This window comes from Nitratireductor sp. GZWM139 (assembly GCF_030068685.1).
GTDB classification, from domain to species: domain Bacteria; phylum Pseudomonadota; class Alphaproteobacteria; order Rhizobiales; family Rhizobiaceae; genus Nitratireductor; species Nitratireductor aquimarinus.
The window spans coordinates 1-14995 of sequence record NZ_JAMQML010000012.1 but is presented as its reverse complement, the minus strand read 5'-3'; the positions used below and the strand labels follow the sequence as shown (position 1 = coordinate 14995).

At 61.0% G+C, this 14995-nt stretch carries 12 protein-coding genes; 8 read left to right on the top strand and 4 right to left on the bottom strand.

Annotated elements, in window-relative coordinates:
* Positions 1 to 86 precede the first annotated feature (86 nt).
* From dnaE to NDI72_RS14980, 3 genes are all read left to right on the top strand, one after another.
* The gene (gene dnaE / locus NDI72_RS14990) at positions 87 to 3611 is read left to right on the top strand and encodes a DNA polymerase III subunit alpha (protein ID WP_283800844.1); all 3525 of its coding nucleotides are present in this window, start codon (positions 87 to 89) and stop codon (positions 3609 to 3611) included.
* A gap of 101 nt (positions 3612 to 3712) precedes the next feature.
* A complete protein-coding gene (locus tag NDI72_RS14985; RefSeq protein ID WP_283800843.1) occupies positions 3713 to 4816 on the top strand; it encodes a YjgN family protein in 1104 nt (367 codons plus the stop codon).
* 25 nt (positions 4817 to 4841) lie between these two features.
* Entirely contained in the window at positions 4842 to 5897 is a 1056-nt protein-coding gene (locus tag NDI72_RS14980) for a M48 family metallopeptidase (RefSeq protein ID WP_283800842.1), read from the top strand.
* A 21-nt stretch (positions 5898 to 5918) separates the two neighbouring features.
* On the opposite strand, the gene NDI72_RS14975 is transcribed toward NDI72_RS14980, so the two are convergent.
* Positions 5919 to 7229, bottom strand: coding sequence for a DNA polymerase IV (locus NDI72_RS14975; protein ID WP_283800841.1), 1311 nt, complete (start codon positions 7227 to 7229; stop codon positions 5919 to 5921).
* A gap of 68 nt (positions 7230 to 7297) precedes the next feature.
* On the opposite strand from NDI72_RS14975, the gene NDI72_RS14970 reads away from it, so the two are divergent.
* A complete protein-coding gene (locus NDI72_RS14970; protein ID WP_502888413.1) occupies positions 7298 to 7918 on the top strand; it encodes a GNAT family N-acetyltransferase in 621 nt (206 codons plus the stop codon).
* Positions 7919 to 8102: 184 nt separating this feature from the next.
* Here NDI72_RS14970 and NDI72_RS14965 read toward each other — a convergent pair whose 3' ends face one another.
* Together NDI72_RS14965 and NDI72_RS14960 are read right to left on the bottom strand one after the other, a co-directional pair.
* The gene (locus NDI72_RS14965) at positions 8103 to 8756 is read right to left on the bottom strand and encodes a hypothetical protein (protein ID WP_206552344.1); all 654 of its coding nucleotides are present in this window, start codon (positions 8754 to 8756) and stop codon (positions 8103 to 8105) included.
* A gap of 21 nt (positions 8757 to 8777) precedes the next feature.
* A complete protein-coding gene (locus NDI72_RS14960) occupies positions 8778 to 9062 on the bottom strand; it encodes a DUF3572 domain-containing protein (protein WP_113155425.1) in 285 nt (94 codons plus the stop codon).
* Positions 9063 to 9287: 225 nt separating this feature from the next.
* On the opposite strand from NDI72_RS14960, the gene NDI72_RS14955 reads away from it, so the two are divergent.
* From NDI72_RS14955 to NDI72_RS14945, 3 genes are all read left to right on the top strand, one after another.
* Complete coding sequence (locus tag NDI72_RS14955) at positions 9288 to 9659, top strand: response regulator (RefSeq protein ID WP_113155424.1); 372 nt, start codon at positions 9288 to 9290, stop codon at positions 9657 to 9659.
* A 42-nt stretch (positions 9660 to 9701) separates the two neighbouring features.
* Positions 9702 to 11066, top strand: coding sequence for a PleD family two-component system response regulator (locus NDI72_RS14950; RefSeq protein WP_206548903.1), 1365 nt, complete (start codon positions 9702 to 9704; stop codon positions 11064 to 11066).
* Positions 11067 to 11438: 372 nt separating this feature from the next.
* Positions 11439 to 13514 (top strand): TonB-dependent receptor domain-containing protein, encoded by a 2076-nt coding sequence (locus tag NDI72_RS14945; protein ID WP_283800839.1) that lies wholly within the window; start codon positions 11439 to 11441, stop codon positions 13512 to 13514.
* Positions 13515 to 14089: 575 nt separating this feature from the next.
* On the opposite strand, the gene rpmG is transcribed toward NDI72_RS14945, so the two are convergent.
* Entirely contained in the window at positions 14090 to 14257 is a 168-nt protein-coding gene (rpmG, locus tag NDI72_RS14940) for a 50S ribosomal protein L33 (RefSeq protein ID WP_007008183.1), read from the bottom strand.
* A gap of 338 nt (positions 14258 to 14595) precedes the next feature.
* On the opposite strand from rpmG, the gene NDI72_RS14935 reads away from it, so the two are divergent.
* On the top strand, positions 14596 to 14793 hold the full coding sequence (locus NDI72_RS14935; RefSeq protein WP_283800911.1) for a transposase: 198 nt from the start codon (positions 14596 to 14598) through the stop codon (positions 14791 to 14793).
* Positions 14794 to 14995 lie beyond the last annotated feature (202 nt).

Below are 14995 nucleotides of genomic sequence, written 5' to 3'. Positions count from 1 at the left end.
GTGCTGCCGGGTGACGGGCCTTTACCCCCGGTGCCCGATGCGGGACAATGAGCTTTGAGTCTTCAAGAAGCAGTTGGCAGCAATTCATGGCGAGCGACAGGCGTTTGCGCGATCCGATTTTCGCAGCGGCGGAGCGTGAAAGAAACCGGCCCGAACGGCCCTTCATTCACCTGCGGGTGCATTCGCCCTATTCGCTGCTGGAAGGCGCGCTGCCTCTTGGAAAGGTCATTGGCCATGCGCTGAAGGATGAAGCGCCGGCCATCGCCATCACCGACACCAACAATCTGTTCGGTGCGCTGGAGTTTTCCCAGAAAGCCTCCAAGGAGGGGCTGCAACCCATCGTCGGCTGCCAGCTTGACTGCGCGTTTGAGGACGCGCTGGCGGAAAGCCGCCGCGGCAATGGCCGCAAGGGTGGGGGCGCGCATTATGAACCGCTGGTTCTGATCGCTTCGACCGAGGCAGGTTACGCCAATCTCGTGCGGCTCGTCAGCCGCGCCTATCTCGACAATGAGCCGGGTGAGGCGACCCATATCACCACGGAATGGCTGACCGAGCTGGCCGACGGCATCATCTGCCTGAGCGGCGGTCCGCGCGGGCCGGTCGGCGCCGCATTGAAGGCCGACCGGCCCGAGGTTGCCGAGGAGCGGCTGCTTTTCCTGAAGGAATGCTTTGGCAACCGGCTCTATGTGGAACTGGAGCGTTTCGAGGGGTACGACCGGGTTGTCGAGGCGGCAACCGTCGATCTCGCCTACAAGCTCGAACTGCCGCTGGTTGCGACCAATGAGGCGTTTTTTCCCGCCCGCGAGGATTACGAGGCCCATGACGCGCTGATCGCCATCGCCGAGGGCGCGGTGATCGCCATGGACGACCGCCGCCAGCTCACGCCGGACAATTATCTCAAGAGCCAGGCCGAGATGGCGCGGCTCTTTTCCGATCTGCCCGAGGCCATCGACAACACGATCGAGATCGCCCGGCGCTGTTCCTATTTCACGCAGACCCATCCGCCGATCCTGCCGCGCTTTACGGGCGCGGATGCGGCCGACGCCGAGGCGGCGCTTCAGGCCGAGGCTGACGAATTGCGGCGTCAGGCCCGCGAAGGTCTCGACCACCGCCTCAATTCACAGGGTCTGGCCGAAGGCTATACGCGCGAGCAATATGCCGAGCGCCTTGACTATGAGCTCGGCATTATCGAGCGGATGAAGTTCCCGGGCTACTTCCTGATCGTTTCGGACTTCATCAAATGGGCGAAGGCTCAGGATATCCCTGTGGGGCCGGGGCGTGGTTCGGGTGCTGGCTCGCTCGTCGCCTACGCGCTCACCATTACCGATGTGGACCCGCTGCGCTTCTCGCTTCTGTTCGAGCGCTTCCTGAACCCCGACCGCGTGTCGATGCCCGACTTTGATATCGACTTCTGTCAGGATCGCCGCGAAGAGGTGATCCGCTACGTGCAGCGCAAATATGGCCGCGATCAGGTGGGCCAGATCATCACCTTTGGTACGCTGCAGGCCCGCGCCGTTCTGCGCGATGTGGGGCGCGTGCTGCAGATGCCCTATGGCCAGGTCGACCGGCTCTGCAAGATGGTGCCTTCGAACCCGGCCAATCCCACGCCGCTGCCCAAGGCCATCGAGGATGAGCCGCGCTTCGCCGAGGAGGTGGAGAAGGAGCCGATTGTCGGCACGCTTCTCGACTATGCCCAGAAGCTCGAGGGCCTCTACCGTCACGCCTCGACGCACGCCGCCGGCATCGTGATCGGCGACCGGCCGCTCTCCGAGCTGGTGCCGATGTATCGAGACCCGCGCTCCGACATGCCGGTCACCCAGTTCAACATGAAATGGGTCGAGCAGGCGGGGCTGGTGAAGTTCGACTTTCTCGGCCTGAAGACGCTGACCGTTCTGGAAACGGCGGTGAAGCTCATCCGCCGCCGGGGCATCGAGATCGATCTGGCGCATATCCCGCTCGACGATCCGCAAACCTACGCGATGCTCTCGCGCGGCGAGACGGTCGGCGTGTTCCAGGTGGAATCGGCCGGCATGCGCAAGGCGCTGATCGGCATGAAGCCCGACCGCATCGAGGACATCATCGCGCTGGTCGCGCTCTATCGTCCCGGTCCGATGGAGAACATTCCCACCTACAATGCGCGCAAGCATGGTGACGAGGAAATCGCCTCGATCCACCCCAAGATCGACCATCTGGTGAAGGAGACGCAGGGCGTTATCGTTTACCAGGAGCAGGTGATGCAGATCGCGCAGGAGCTGGCCGGCTACACGCTCGGACAGGCTGACCTTCTGCGCCGCGCCATGGGCAAGAAGATCCGCGCGGAGATGGAGAAGCAGCGCGGCATCTTCGTGGATGGCGCGACCGAGCGCGGCGTTTCCAAGCAGCAGGCAAACTTCATCTTTGACCTGCTCGCCAAGTTCGCCGACTACGGCTTCAACAAGTCGCACGCCGCTGCCTACGCCATCGTCTCCTATCAGACGGCCTATCTGAAGGCGCATTACCCGGTCGAGTTCCTCGCCGCGTCGATGACCTACGATATGGCCAACTCCGACAAGCTGAACGACTTCCGCCGTGACGCCATGCGGCTCGACATTGAAGTCGTGTCGCCATCGGTCCTGACCTCGCATCGTCCGTTCGAAGTGGGTGAGAACAAGATTTTCTACTCGCTCGCCGCCATCAAGGGCGTGGGCGACGCGGCGGTGGAGCACATCGTCGAGAAGCGCAACGAGAAGCAGTTCGAGAGCCTTGAGGATTTCTGCGCCCGCATCGATCCCAAGATCGTCGGCAAACGGGTTTTGGAAAGCCTGATTCAGGCCGGCGCATTCGACTGTTTCGGTCTCGACCGCGCGGCCCTGTTCGGCGGCATCGACCGGCTTATGGGCATGGCGGCACGCGCGGCCGAAGACGCGGCCATGGGGCAGGGCGACATTTTCGGCATGTCGGGCGGCGGCGAGCCGCAGAAGCTTCATCTGCCGGTGGTCGAGCCATGGTCCGCTGCCGACAAGCTGCACCGCGAATTCCAGGTGGTCGGCTGCTATCTCTCGGCGCATCCGCTGGATGAGTATGCCGAGATACTGGAAAAGATGCGCGTGCAGAACTGGGGCACATTCCAGGCTGCAGTGAAGCGCGGAGCGACCGCCGGGCGGCTTGCCGGCACCGTCACCTCCAAGCAGGAGCGGCGCACGCGCACCGGCAACAAGATGGGCATCATCCAGTTGTCCGACGCCACCGGACAGTATGAGGCCGTCCTGTTTTCCGAGGCGCTCGCGCAATATCGCGATCTTCTGGAAGCGGGTTCCTCCGTGGTCATCATGGTGGGGGCTGAAAACCGGCCCGAAGGCGTCAATCTGCGCATTCAGGGCGTGCAGTCGCTCGAGGAAGAAGCCTGCCGGATGCAGAAGGCGCTGCGCATCTATCTGCGCGACCCCAAGCCGCTGGCCGCCATCTCCTCGCAGCTGACCCAGCGCGGCGACGCGCAGGTGAGCCTCGTCGTCATCAAGGAAGGCGGGCAGGGCGAGATCGAGGTCGGGTTACCCAACCGCTACCGGATCTCACCGCAGGTTGCGGCCGCCATGCGGGCCGTGCCTGGCGTTGTAGAGGTTGAACTTGTTTAGGCGTTGCGCCACAAGGTGAGCGCAGCAACTTCTGGTCGTTTTTGCAAATTTCCGCGATCAGCTGTTTTTTTTGATAATTTTTATTTTTAGGTCTTATTTTTATGAACCACGTTGAAACGGCGGCAGAGAGCCGCCCTGCGCCCGTGAATCTGGAGTTTTCATTTACCGGGCGCGCTTCTGAGTATTTTGGCATCTGGATTGTCAATCTGTTCCTGTCAATCATCACGCTCGGCATTTACACTGCCTGGGCGAAGGTGCGCCGGTTGCGCTACTTTTATGGAAACAGCTGGCTCGACGGGCACAATTTCGAGTATCACGGGGACCCCAACACGATCCTGGTCGGGCGCGTCATCGTGGTAGCGGCTCTGTTGATCCACGATACGCTGGTTGGTCTGTGGCCCGACTTGGGGTTTCTGTCCCTCGCTTACGTGTTTTGTTTCCCCTTGCTTCTTAACAAGTCGATGTCATTCAACGCGCGGATGACCAGCTATCGCAATGTGCGGCTGAATTTTCAGGGAACCTATTGGGGCGCGTTCTTCGCCTTTCTGATCATGCCTCTGGTTGCTCTCTTGTCGGCAGGGCTCCTCGCGCCCTTGGCTTCAAAATTCGCGCGCAACTATATCGGTCGGCATCTGGGATATGGATCGACCCGCTTTGAGACGAATGCGCCACTATTGGCGCTTTACGGAAATTTGGGCGTGACGGTCATCTTCATCGGGCTTGTCCTGTTGCTTTGCATTGGAGGGGGATTCCTGTTCGGTTCAGGACTGCTCTCGGCGGAAAACTTGCTTCAGCTAGGTCAGGATAAGCTCTTCGATATCTATGATGTTGAGGCGATGTCCGACATCCTGACTGCTGCTGCCATCAGCGCTTATATCGCGCTGGCGCTTGCCTATCTCTTCTATGAGGCCGGTGTGCGCAACATCGCCTACAATCACACCGTTCTTGATGGTCGGCACCGCTTTACATCCCGCATGGGTCGGCGGCGTTACGTCTGGATTCAAGTCTCAAACCTGCTCGCCACCGTTTTGACGCTTGGACTGCTGCGGCCATGGGCGGTGGTCCGCAGCTGGCGCTATCTGGTGGTCAGCACCGGCGTGATTGCGGTCGGTCTGCTCGATGATTTTGTGGATGAAGCAGCACCGGAGGGCAATGTCAGTGCGGCCGAGTACTTCGATATTGAAGGCATCGATATCGCATTTTGACGACTTTCGGCATCCCGCAGACCGCATGATCGATATTGGAGCGAAGCAGGAAGAGGCCATGATTGAGGGACGTTATTTCCCACCCGGTTCCTCGCGTGTCGTGGCGGCCAGCCTTTCCGGCGTTCCGGAACGGCTGGTGCTGCGTCTTGCCGGTGAAACGGAGGCGCTGGAGCCGGTAATCGCTTCCGTCTCCGACCCGGTTGCCGCCGTTCCGCGCAAGATCACCTTTGCCGATGGCGGTGTTTTCGAAGCCCCGCTTGGTGCCGATGTGGACGGCTTCCTGAAGACGGGTGGCAGCTTCTTCGCCCGGCTGATGCGCCTTGAGGGGCATCCGGGCTTCGTGGCGGCGGCCGCCGTGGTGACGATGGGGCTGATCTTCGTCGTCTACCGGTTCGGTGTCCCGCTTCTGGCGTCGGGTGCGGCGCTGGTGACGCCGCAGCCCATCATCGTCGCGATGGACCGGGGAACGCTTGAGACGGTGGATCGCACCGTGTTCTCCCCCACGGAACTTGCCGAAGAGCGCCAGAAGGCGCTGCACGACATGTTCGGTGAACTGGCGCAGATCGCAGGCGATGATGGACCCGCGCTCAGATTGGAACTCCGGCAGGGCGGCATGATAGGCGCGAATGCGCTGGCGCTGCCGGGCGGCACCATCATTGTTACGGACGAACTGGTCGGGCTTGCCCGGTCTGACGACGAGATTGCCGGCGTTATCGCCCATGAGATCGGCCATGTGCGCGAGCGGCACTCGCTGCAGCAGATCTATCGCGTTCTGGGCATTGGTTTCATGGTGGGGCTGATCGGTGGTGATGCGAGCCAGCTGGTCGATGATGTGATCGTGCAGGCAAGCGCTCTGCAGACCCTTGTCTATTCGCGTGAGTTCGAGACCCATGCCGACCTCTACAGTGTCGGGCTGATGGCGAAGGCGGGCCGCGATCCGTTGGCTTTTGTGGGGCTTCTGGACCGTGTGGTTGAGGACGCTGGCGGTTCCGATGAGACAGGCTGGTTCTCCACGCATCCCGGCACGAAGGATCGGCGTGAGGCGGTTCGGCAGCGTGTTGAGGAACTTCGCGGCCAGTAGGGCAGGCCTCAAGCAGCTGGCTCAATCGTCGCCGTCACGCTGTGGGCGCGCGACTTTGGAGCGCCCGAACGTATAGCCGGTCTCGACGGCCTGTTTGCCGAATTTTTCGCGCAGGCTGTCGATGGCGCCCTCGGCGAGTGCGCGCTTGTGGGAAAGCCCGTCGACAAGGTCTTGCGGATCGGCCCTGCCGGCGTCGGTCAGGTCGCTGACACCGATGCCCAGAAGGCGAAAGCGCGTGCCATCCACCTCCCGTTTCAGGAGTTCCAGCCCCGTGTGAAAGATGCGGTCGGCGAGCCGTGTCGGGTCTCCCAGCTGCCGGTTGCGTGTGCGCAGCCGGAACTCGGCGGTCTTGAGTTTCAGAACGACGGTTCGACCGGCAATGTCGGCCTCCTTAAGCCGGGCGGAAACCCGCTCGGAAAGCGCGCGCAGCACCGGCACCAGATCCTCCATTTTGGACAGATCCGTGTTGAACGTGGTTTCAGACGAAACGCTTTTTGCTTCACTGCGCGGTTTCACTCCGCGTTCATCCATGCCGCGCGAAAGGTGATAGAGCCGGTCGCCCATCGTGCCGTAACGCCGCATCAGCTCGTTGCGCTCCATGGTCTGAAGCTGGCCGATGGTGCGGATGCCATCCTTGCCGAGCGTGGCGGCAAAGGCCTTGCCGACGCCCCAGATGAGCGTGACGGGCTGTTTCTGAAGAAAGCTGACGGCCTCTTCCTGGCCGATCACGGAAAAGCCGCGCGGTTTGTCCAGGTCTGAAGCCACCTTGGCCAAGAACTTGCAGTAGGAGAGGCCGACCGAAACGGTGATGCCGACTTCCTCTTCCACCTGCCGTGCGAAGCGCGCGAGCACCAGGGCGGCGGGCGCACCATGCAGTTTCTCCGTGCCGGCGAGATCGAGAAAGGCTTCGTCGATGGACAGCGGCTCGACCATGGGGGTGAGCGCCTCCATCATTGAGCGCACCTGACGGCCGACCCTTGAATATTTCTCCATGTCCGGCTTGACCACGACAGCCTCGGGGCATGCTTCGAGCGCCTTGAACATGGGCATGGCGGAGCGAACGCCGTGGATGCGGGCGATGTAGCAGGCGGTGGAGACGACACCGCGTTTGCCGCCACCAATGATGACCGGCCTGTCGCGCAGGGCCGGATTGTCCCGCTTCTCCACCGAGGCGTAGAAGGCATCACAGTCGACATGCGCGAGAGACAGGCGGTCAAGCTCGGCATGGGCGAGCGTGCGCGGGCTCCCGCATGACCGGCAACGCCGCGATGCGGTGTTCGCCGGGGTCAGGCAATCGCGGCAAATGCCATGCGTGAGGGCGTTGACTGGCATGATTGATCATGTGAACATAAAGTGAACATGCATCTTACTTGAAACGCCGCCATGGCACAAGCTGCGGTATGGAGGAGGCAGGGTTGCCAGAAGCCGGGTTGCAACAGGTCAGGGTGGACTATCGAATTGCGCCCCTGACGCCGGATTTGTGGCCGGCGTTCGAGGATCTGTTTGGCAGGCAGGGCGCCTGTTACGGTTGCTGGTGCACGCATTTTCGTTTGCCACCGGCGGTGCGGCGACAAAACGACCGCGAGAGCAACAGGGATCACATCAAGGCGCGAATTGCAGCCGGCCCGCCTCCGGGGATCTTGCTCATGGATGGCGCAAAGGCGGATGGCTGGATGCAGATCGGGCCGCGCGCCGACATTCCCGAATGGAACAACAAGGGGCGTGTCTCTGCGCCGCTGGGAGAGGGCGAGGAGCGTGAGGTGGATATCTGGGCGATCTCGTGCTTCTTCCTGCGAAGCTCGGCGCGCCGAAAGGGGCTGTCTCACGTGCTTGTTGCCGGCGGGATCGATTTTGCCCGGCAAAACGGCGCGCGCCTGCTGGAAGCCTGCCCGATCACCCGGTCGAACGACAAGCGTTCCATCGGCCTGTTCGTGGGCTCGACGCGGGTCTTTGAAAAAGCCGGGTTCCAGGCGGTCGCCGAGCGCAAGGCGGAGCGGCCGCTGATGCGGTTTACGCTTTGACTGTGTGATGCCGGGATGCGCTGTGGCTCCGGCCGGGCGCGGCGTTGTCTTTGCCAGGCCCGGCAGGTGCGGTGTGACTGTTCAGAGCGTTGCTGACGAGAAAAGGTTCATCGGTAATGCTCTATCTCATTGATTTTGCGCAATTTTGTCCGCAAAACCGGTTTCCGCTTTTGCTGCAATCGCTTTAGATCTGCAGTGAGCGGGCGATCTTCTCGCCGGCCTCTTTCCAGTGTTCCACCGCCGTTACGCCCTCGGGGATTGGCGGCATCAGCGTGCGCACGGAATTGTCGGCCATCAGGTGGAAGAGATGCGCGTCCTCCACCGTGTCGCGCACCGAGACGAGGTTGTAATACATGTCGTCGACGAAAGCGACGGGACGCTGATGCTCGCCGCGCAGGCGCTGGATTGCCGGGCCCTTGGCGCGCTCGGTCGTGAGCAGCGGATAGTGCATTTCCAGTTGGTCGAGCAGGGTGCGGCGCGTCTGCCGGTAGCGGTGGGGCATGGCGGTCAGGAGCACCACCTGGCTTGCTTTCGAAAGCCGTGCAATGGTTTCGGAGGCGTCTTCGGCCAGCGCCTGCCAGTCATGCTGGACCTCGAAAAACGCATCGACGAGCTGCGCCACGGTTTCATTGCTCACGCGGTCTCCGGAGGCGAGGTCGGTGACGTTCCCGTTGAGGCCGAAGCTTTCGAGCTTCAGCTCGAAGCCGCGCGTGCGCAGATATTCCGGAAACGGCCGGATGAATTCCAGGATCACGTCGTCCACATCGAGCACCAGCAGGGGATCGCTGCTGAGCGATAATTCGTCAATTTGCCGGGAGGTTTCCGGATCGATCGTCATGTTTGTGCCGTCCAAATCGTGTCAGGGCTGAATGTCGTAAGATGTGTTGCCATGGGGCAGGGCGGCTGGCGCGCGCGCAACCCGCTCGGGCGCGATGCCGCTTTCTTCGCAAAAGCGCAGCACTGTCGGCTCATGCGCCAGCACGAACTGCAGAACACCCGCCAGAAAACCCGGTTCGGCGGCGGCAGCGCGGATCTGGTGGGCCTCGATGCCGGTCAGCGACAGGAAGCGCGGCAGAAGTTCGCCGTCTGCCGCAATGAAGGCCAGGGCGGACACGGCAATGGTTTCGGCTTCCTCGCGTTGCATGGTTCATCCTCAATATAGGGTGTTTGGCCCGCTGCTGCATTTTCAACACGTGAATTGCGCGCAAAACCAGGGCCGTTATGCTGGAAGACTACGATTCGCAGGCGCCCATTACCGATTCATAAATCAAATCGTGCAAGGGTGGCGTCTGAAATTTCGGTGTATCGCACATCGCGGTCGGCAACCGGCGGTCTGCTGTTACGGCGGAGTTGAGTGGGACGGGGTTTGATGTCGAAGAAAGTCATGATCGTCGAAGACAATGAGCTCAACATGAAGCTCTTTCGCGATCTCATCGAGGCAAGCGGTTATGAGACAGTGCGTACGCGCGACGGGCTGCATGCGCTTGATCTTGCGCGTGAGCATCGGCCTGACCTCATCCTGATGGACATCCAGCTGCCGGAGGTTTCCGGTCTGGAAGTCACCAAATGGCTCAAGCAGGATGACGATCTGCACACCATCCCGGTCATCGCGGTCACGGCCTTTGCGATGAAGGGCGATGAGGAGCGGATCCGCCAGGGCGGATGCGAGGCTTACATTTCCAAGCCGATCTCCGTGCCGAGCTTCATCGAAACGATCAAATCCTATCTCGGAGACGCCTGATGCTGCACCCGGCCTCTCCAGTATTCATCTGAGGAGCCGACCATGACCGCGCGCATCCTTGTCGTCGATGATGTCCCTTCCAATGTGAAGCTGCTCGAAAGCCGGCTTCTGGCCGAGTATTTCGAGGTGGTCTGCGCGCATAGTGGCGCAGAGGCGCTGAAGATCTGCGCGGACGGCAAGGTGGATGTCGTGCTTTTGGACGTGATGATGCCGGAGCTCGATGGGTTCGAGGTGTGCCGCCGGCTGAAGGCCGATCCGGCTACGCAGCACATTCCCGTCATCATGGTCACCTCCCTTGAAGAGACGGCGGATCGCATCAGGGGGCTTGAAGCCGGTGCGGATGATTTTCTCTCGAAGCCGGTCAATGATCTGCAGCTTGTGACGCGCGTGAAAAGTCTGGTGCGGCTGAAAATGCTGACGGATGAATTGCGCCTGCGCACCGTGACGGCGCGCAATGCCGGTTTTGACGATGGTATTGAAGAGGAGCGTCGTGCTGCGCCCTCCATTCTGTTGATCGATGAAGACGCGCAGTCTTCTGCAACCATCGCCAACATGCTGCGTGATGGCTACAGGGTTGATGTCGAGGATGACCCGCAGGCCGGTCTGTTCCGCGCCGCCGATGGCAGCTACGAGTGCATTCTCGTCACATCTGCTTACACGACTTACGATCCGCTGCGGTTGTGCGCACAATTACGGGCGCTGGATCGCACGCGGCTTCTGCCGGTCATGCTGGTGGCCGACAGGGGCGACGATGCGATGATCGCGCGGGCTCTCGAACTCGGCGTGAACGACTATATCGTGCGCCCGGTGGATCAACAGGAACTCATGGCGCGCCTGCGCACGCAGCTGCGCCGCAAACGCTACAATGACCGTCTGCGCTCCAGCGTGAGCGAGAGCTTCCAGATGGCCGTAACCGACCCGCTGACGGGGCTTCACAACCGACGCTATCTGGACACGCATCTGCCGAGGCTTCTTGCCCGTGCCGCCGCGCGCGGGCGGCCTCTCTCGGTGATGATGGCCGATATCGACTGCTTCAAGGCGATCAATGACAGCTGGGGACATCAGGGCGGCGACGATGTGCTGCGCGAATTCGCCGACCGGCTTCGCCAGAACATTCGTGGCATTGATCTCATCTGCCGTTTTGGCGGTGAGGAATTCGTGGTGGTGATGCCGGATACCCCGCTCGATGTTGCGGAGACCGTGGCTGAGCGTCTTCGTGTCGCCATTGCCAGCGACCCGTTCACGGTCGATGGTGGCAAGAATGCGATTGCGGTGACGACCAGTGTGGGCGTTGTGGCCACCGCCGGCGCGCATGACGACCCGGCCACTCTGCTCAAACGTGTCGACCTGGCCCTGTATGATGCCAAGAATGCAGGGCGCAATTGCGTGGTGGCTCCCGCCGCGTGAGGTGGCGTGCTGCGGTCTTTTGATAAAATTTATTGTGTAAAACTGTCGCAGTTTGAGCGCTCGTGCACTTAAACTTGACTTTAATAATCATGTTTTTTCCGTGGCGGATAACGGTTTGCCGCGGTCTGAGGCATTGCCCAGTGGTTTTGGGAGCCCGTTTGACGTGCTGATGCCGCGAGGCTAAGCAAAAGTACATTCCAGCAAGCAAATGTTCAGCCAGCCCGAAATTCTGCTTTAGTCCGACAGGAGGTTTCGTTGGCTTTGATCATCGATGATTCCCGCAGGTTGCTTGCGGGAAGTGTCTTCGCTTGTTCTTTCTTATGTGCGCATGCAGCCTTTGCCCAGGAGCAGGCATCCCCGGCAGAGGAAGAGGTGGAGCAAGCCGTTTCGGGTGACGTGGGTGAGGGCAGGACCCATCGGCTGAAACGGCTGGTGGTGGTTGATGACCAGACGCTTCTGCCCTCGGGCGAAGCAGTCTACACCACGCCTGCGGCGGTCGGCTCGCTTGATGAGCAGGCACTGCAGGAGCGCTTCGGCGGCGATGTGCGAACGGCGGTGCGTTCAGTTCCGGGCGCCTTTACCTATTCGCCGAGCACCAATCCGGCGATCGAGGTCAACATTCGCGGACTGACCGGCTATGGCCGCGTCAATGCCATGATCGACGGCGTGCCGCAGACCTTCCGGAATGTGGGCGGGCATGGTTCGTCAGGCGGCAATCTGCTTTACGTACATCCCGAGCTTCTGGCCGGTGTGGATGTGGCGCGCGGCGCGGTTTCGGGCGCGGCCGGTGCGGGAACGCTGGCCGGCGCTGCCAATTTCCGCACGCTTGAGGTGGATGACGTTCTGAAGCCGGGCGCTGACATCGGTGCGCTCACCCGCTTCAAGGCCGGCACCAATGGTTATCGCTGGTCAGGTCTGCTCGCTGGCGGCGCGCGGGGCAAGATGTTCCCCGGTCAGACTGGCGATGTGAGCATTGTCGGCGCGCTCGCCTATTCCGATTTTCACGATTATAAAACGGCGGATGGCGCGGTGTTTCCCGATTACGACAGGGTTTCCAATGCGCCTGCGGGTGGACTGGTCAAGCTCGATTTCGAACCCAATGGCGAGCATCGGCTCAAGCTTGGCGGGCGCTGGTATGACAACCGCTTCACCAGCAGCAATTACGAGCAAAGCCTGAAGAACCAGACCTACACGCTCGATTACACATATGATCCGGGGTCGGCGCTGATCGATCTTGCGGCCAATGTCTACTACAACGAAACGGAGATGACCTACGATTCCGAGTTTGGCGGCGGCTATCGCGGTCGTGAATCCCGGGATCGTTCCTTCGGTGCGAGCCTCGCCAACACGTCACGCTTCGTGGTGGGCAAGGGCGTGGACCTCTCCTGGAATTACGGGCTTTCCTACGGTTCCACGGATTTCGAGGTGCTGCGTCGCCGTGGCGCGAACCCGCCGGGCAGGATGCAGAAGGCGAGCGCCTTCTCCGATGTCACGCTGGACTGGAACATCTTCTCGCTGACGGCCGGGCTGCGCTATGATTACTGGAACATGTCCGGGCAGCAGACCGCATACAGTGCGGGTACGGGTGATTGTCCGCCCGGCGGGCCGGACTGCGGCAACCGGAAGGTCTCGCGCTCCGGTGGTGAATTCCTGCCCAAGGTGACACTGGCCGCCGATCCGCTCGACTGGATGCAGCTTTACGCCACCTATGCGCACACGGCGCGTCCGCCCACCGTTCAGGAGATGCTGTGGACGATGATCCCGTTTGGTGATGGCATCGGCTCGGCCTATGCGAACAATCTGGGGCTTGAGCCGGAGGTTCGCAGAGGCTGGGATGTGGGCGTCAATCTGCACAGGGATGGTGTCCTGCTGCCCGACGACCGCCTGCGCCTGAAGGTCGGCTATTACAGTCACGACATCGAAAACTACATCGTCAACGATCTGGCGGATGTGACGGGAATTCCGTGGCAGGTCGCCAAATGGGTGAATGCGCCCGGCACCACCCGCATGTCCGGCTGGGAAGTGCAGGGCAGCTATGATGCGGGAGCCTTCTACGTGAATGCGTCCTACACCAATGCGGATACCGATCAGCCGGTCGGCTTCGGCACGGGCTGGGGCAATGGTGATGCCGGCTTCCTGCCCGAGACCTACGCCACGGTGGATGTGGGGGTGCGGCTTCTTGAGCAGCGGCTGAACCTTGGTGCGCAGATGCGCTATGTCGGTCCAAGCCGGCAGGCGAACGGCATGATGGAGCCGGAGGACCTTGAGGCCTACACGCTCTACGATGCCTATGGCAGCTATGAGATCCGCGAGGATTTCAACGTGTTCTTCACGGTCGAAAATCTGTTCGACAAGAGCTACGCGGTGGCTGCATCCGGGCCGGAATCGATGAATTCAAAGCGGGGCAGGGGGCGCACCTTCATTCTGGGAGCGACTGCGAAGTTCTAGGTCGCCATCCCGTCGCCGTGCGGTTTCGGTCGCACGGCATTCCTGCCGTCAAGAGCGCCGCATGTCCTCCCGGACGTGCGGCGTTTTCGGTTGTGGGTGCGCGGCTTTGTTTCGGGTGTGGTAGGCCGGTCACCTGACAGGCACGAAAGAGTGATGGCGCTCTCACCTTATTGGGGGCTGACGCAAAGCCGGTCGCGCGCCATATTTACCCTAACGTCAGGGAGTTGGCGGCAATGGTTAAGTAAGTGTTGATTTTCTTACTGCCCTGCGCAAATCTCTCGACCGATAAGGGCAGTTGCATGGTCGGGCCGATATGGTTCTGACGCGCCATGCCCCAAATACCCCATGATGCTCAGGTCCGCCGCATCTCCTGGGTCCGTGGGGTCGGTCGGTCGGCGCTGGTCTTTAGTGGCCTCCTCGTACCGCTGCCAGTTTGCCGACCGACCCCCATTTCCTTTAACGCGCATAGAAGTTCGTGGGCTCCGCCAGGCATAGAAGCGTGACGGTCAGGCCGTTTCATGCGCGCATAAAAAAACGCCGCTCGGAGCGGCGTTTTTGTACGGCGAAAACGGGATCTATTTGATCTTCGTTTCCTTGAACTCCACATGCTTCTTCGCGATGGGGTCGTATTTCCGCTTGGTCATCTTGTCGGTCATCGTCCGGCTGTTCTTCTTCGTGACGTAGAAGAAGCCCGTGTCGGCCGTCGACTGGAGCTTGATCTTGATGGTCGTGGCCTTCGCCATAGCTGTCGTCCGTTCCTGATGTTTGTTGGTCGCGCATCAGCAGAATCTCTCCACCAGGCGCTTAAAGAGTCTGGCGGACACATAAAGGGTACGCGCGGAATGTCAAGCCGGTCTTGCTGGCGGGGTGCCGGTAAGTCGTGCTCTGCCACTTCGGAGGAGAGGGAGGCGCGGGCGGCAAAGCCCTAAGCTGCTGGTGCAGGAACCGTAAAGATACAGTGTCACAACTCATGATGCGACGTTATCGCCGCTAGGACACAAACTAATAAATAGTAGCGGCTCACAGCGATAAGTGTTTCAAACTCCGAAAGGAGTTTGTCATGTCCCAGCGTGGCTAAGAACTGACCGATTTTGAATGGTCGGTCATCGAGCCGCTACTTTCCAACAAGCCGCGTGGTGCGCCACGAGTCGATGATCGCAAAGTGCTGAACGGCGTCTACTGGCGGTTGCGCACGGGCTCGCCTTGGGCCGACATGCTGGAAGCAATCGGTTCGAGCCAGGCGCTTTGGGCCGATGCTGCTTATGACATTGACGCATAGCGTCGGCAAGTGAAGGCGCAAGGAGGCTGGCTGTGCGCCAAGCCCGTCTCCTGTCGACGAGAAAAACCACCTTTCAGCCGCTGGCCCTACCGGTTTCGAAACGTCATCGAGCGGTTCTTCAACCGCATCAAATATTGTCGGGCCATCGCCACACGATCGTAAGCGGTGCGCCGGTCACACTGCCTGGTCGTAGTTCCATGGC

What these genes read in the sequence shown, in the direction of transcription:
- NDI72_RS14960 (WP_113155425.1), bottom strand. Translation starts at nt 9,062, where the DNA reads ATGCAACGCGAGGAAGCCGAAACCATTGCCGTGTCCGCCCTGGCCTTC.
- NDI72_RS14965 (WP_206552344.1), bottom strand. Translation starts at nt 8,756, where the DNA reads ATGACGATCGATCCGGAAACCTCCCGGCAAATTGACGAATTATCGCTC.
- NDI72_RS14980 (WP_283800842.1), top strand. Translation starts at nt 4,842, where the DNA reads ATGATCGATATTGGAGCGAAGCAGGAAGAGGCCATGATTGAGGGACGT.
- dnaE (WP_283800844.1), top strand. Translation starts at nt 87, where the DNA reads ATGGCGAGCGACAGGCGTTTGCGCGATCCGATTTTCGCAGCGGCGGAG.
- NDI72_RS14985 (WP_283800843.1), top strand. Translation starts at nt 3,713, where the DNA reads ATGAACCACGTTGAAACGGCGGCAGAGAGCCGCCCTGCGCCCGTGAAT.
- rpmG (WP_007008183.1), bottom strand. Translation starts at nt 14,257, where the DNA reads ATGGCGAAGGCCACGACCATCAAGATCAAGCTCCAGTCGACGGCCGAC.
- NDI72_RS14955 (WP_113155424.1), top strand. Translation starts at nt 9,288, where the DNA reads ATGTCGAAGAAAGTCATGATCGTCGAAGACAATGAGCTCAACATGAAG.
- NDI72_RS14970 (WP_502888413.1), top strand. Translation starts at nt 7,298, where the DNA reads ATGGAGGAGGCAGGGTTGCCAGAAGCCGGGTTGCAACAGGTCAGGGTG.
- NDI72_RS14950 (WP_206548903.1), top strand. Translation starts at nt 9,702, where the DNA reads ATGACCGCGCGCATCCTTGTCGTCGATGATGTCCCTTCCAATGTGAAG.
- NDI72_RS14975 (WP_283800841.1), bottom strand. Translation starts at nt 7,229, where the DNA reads ATGCCAGTCAACGCCCTCACGCATGGCATTTGCCGCGATTGCCTGACC.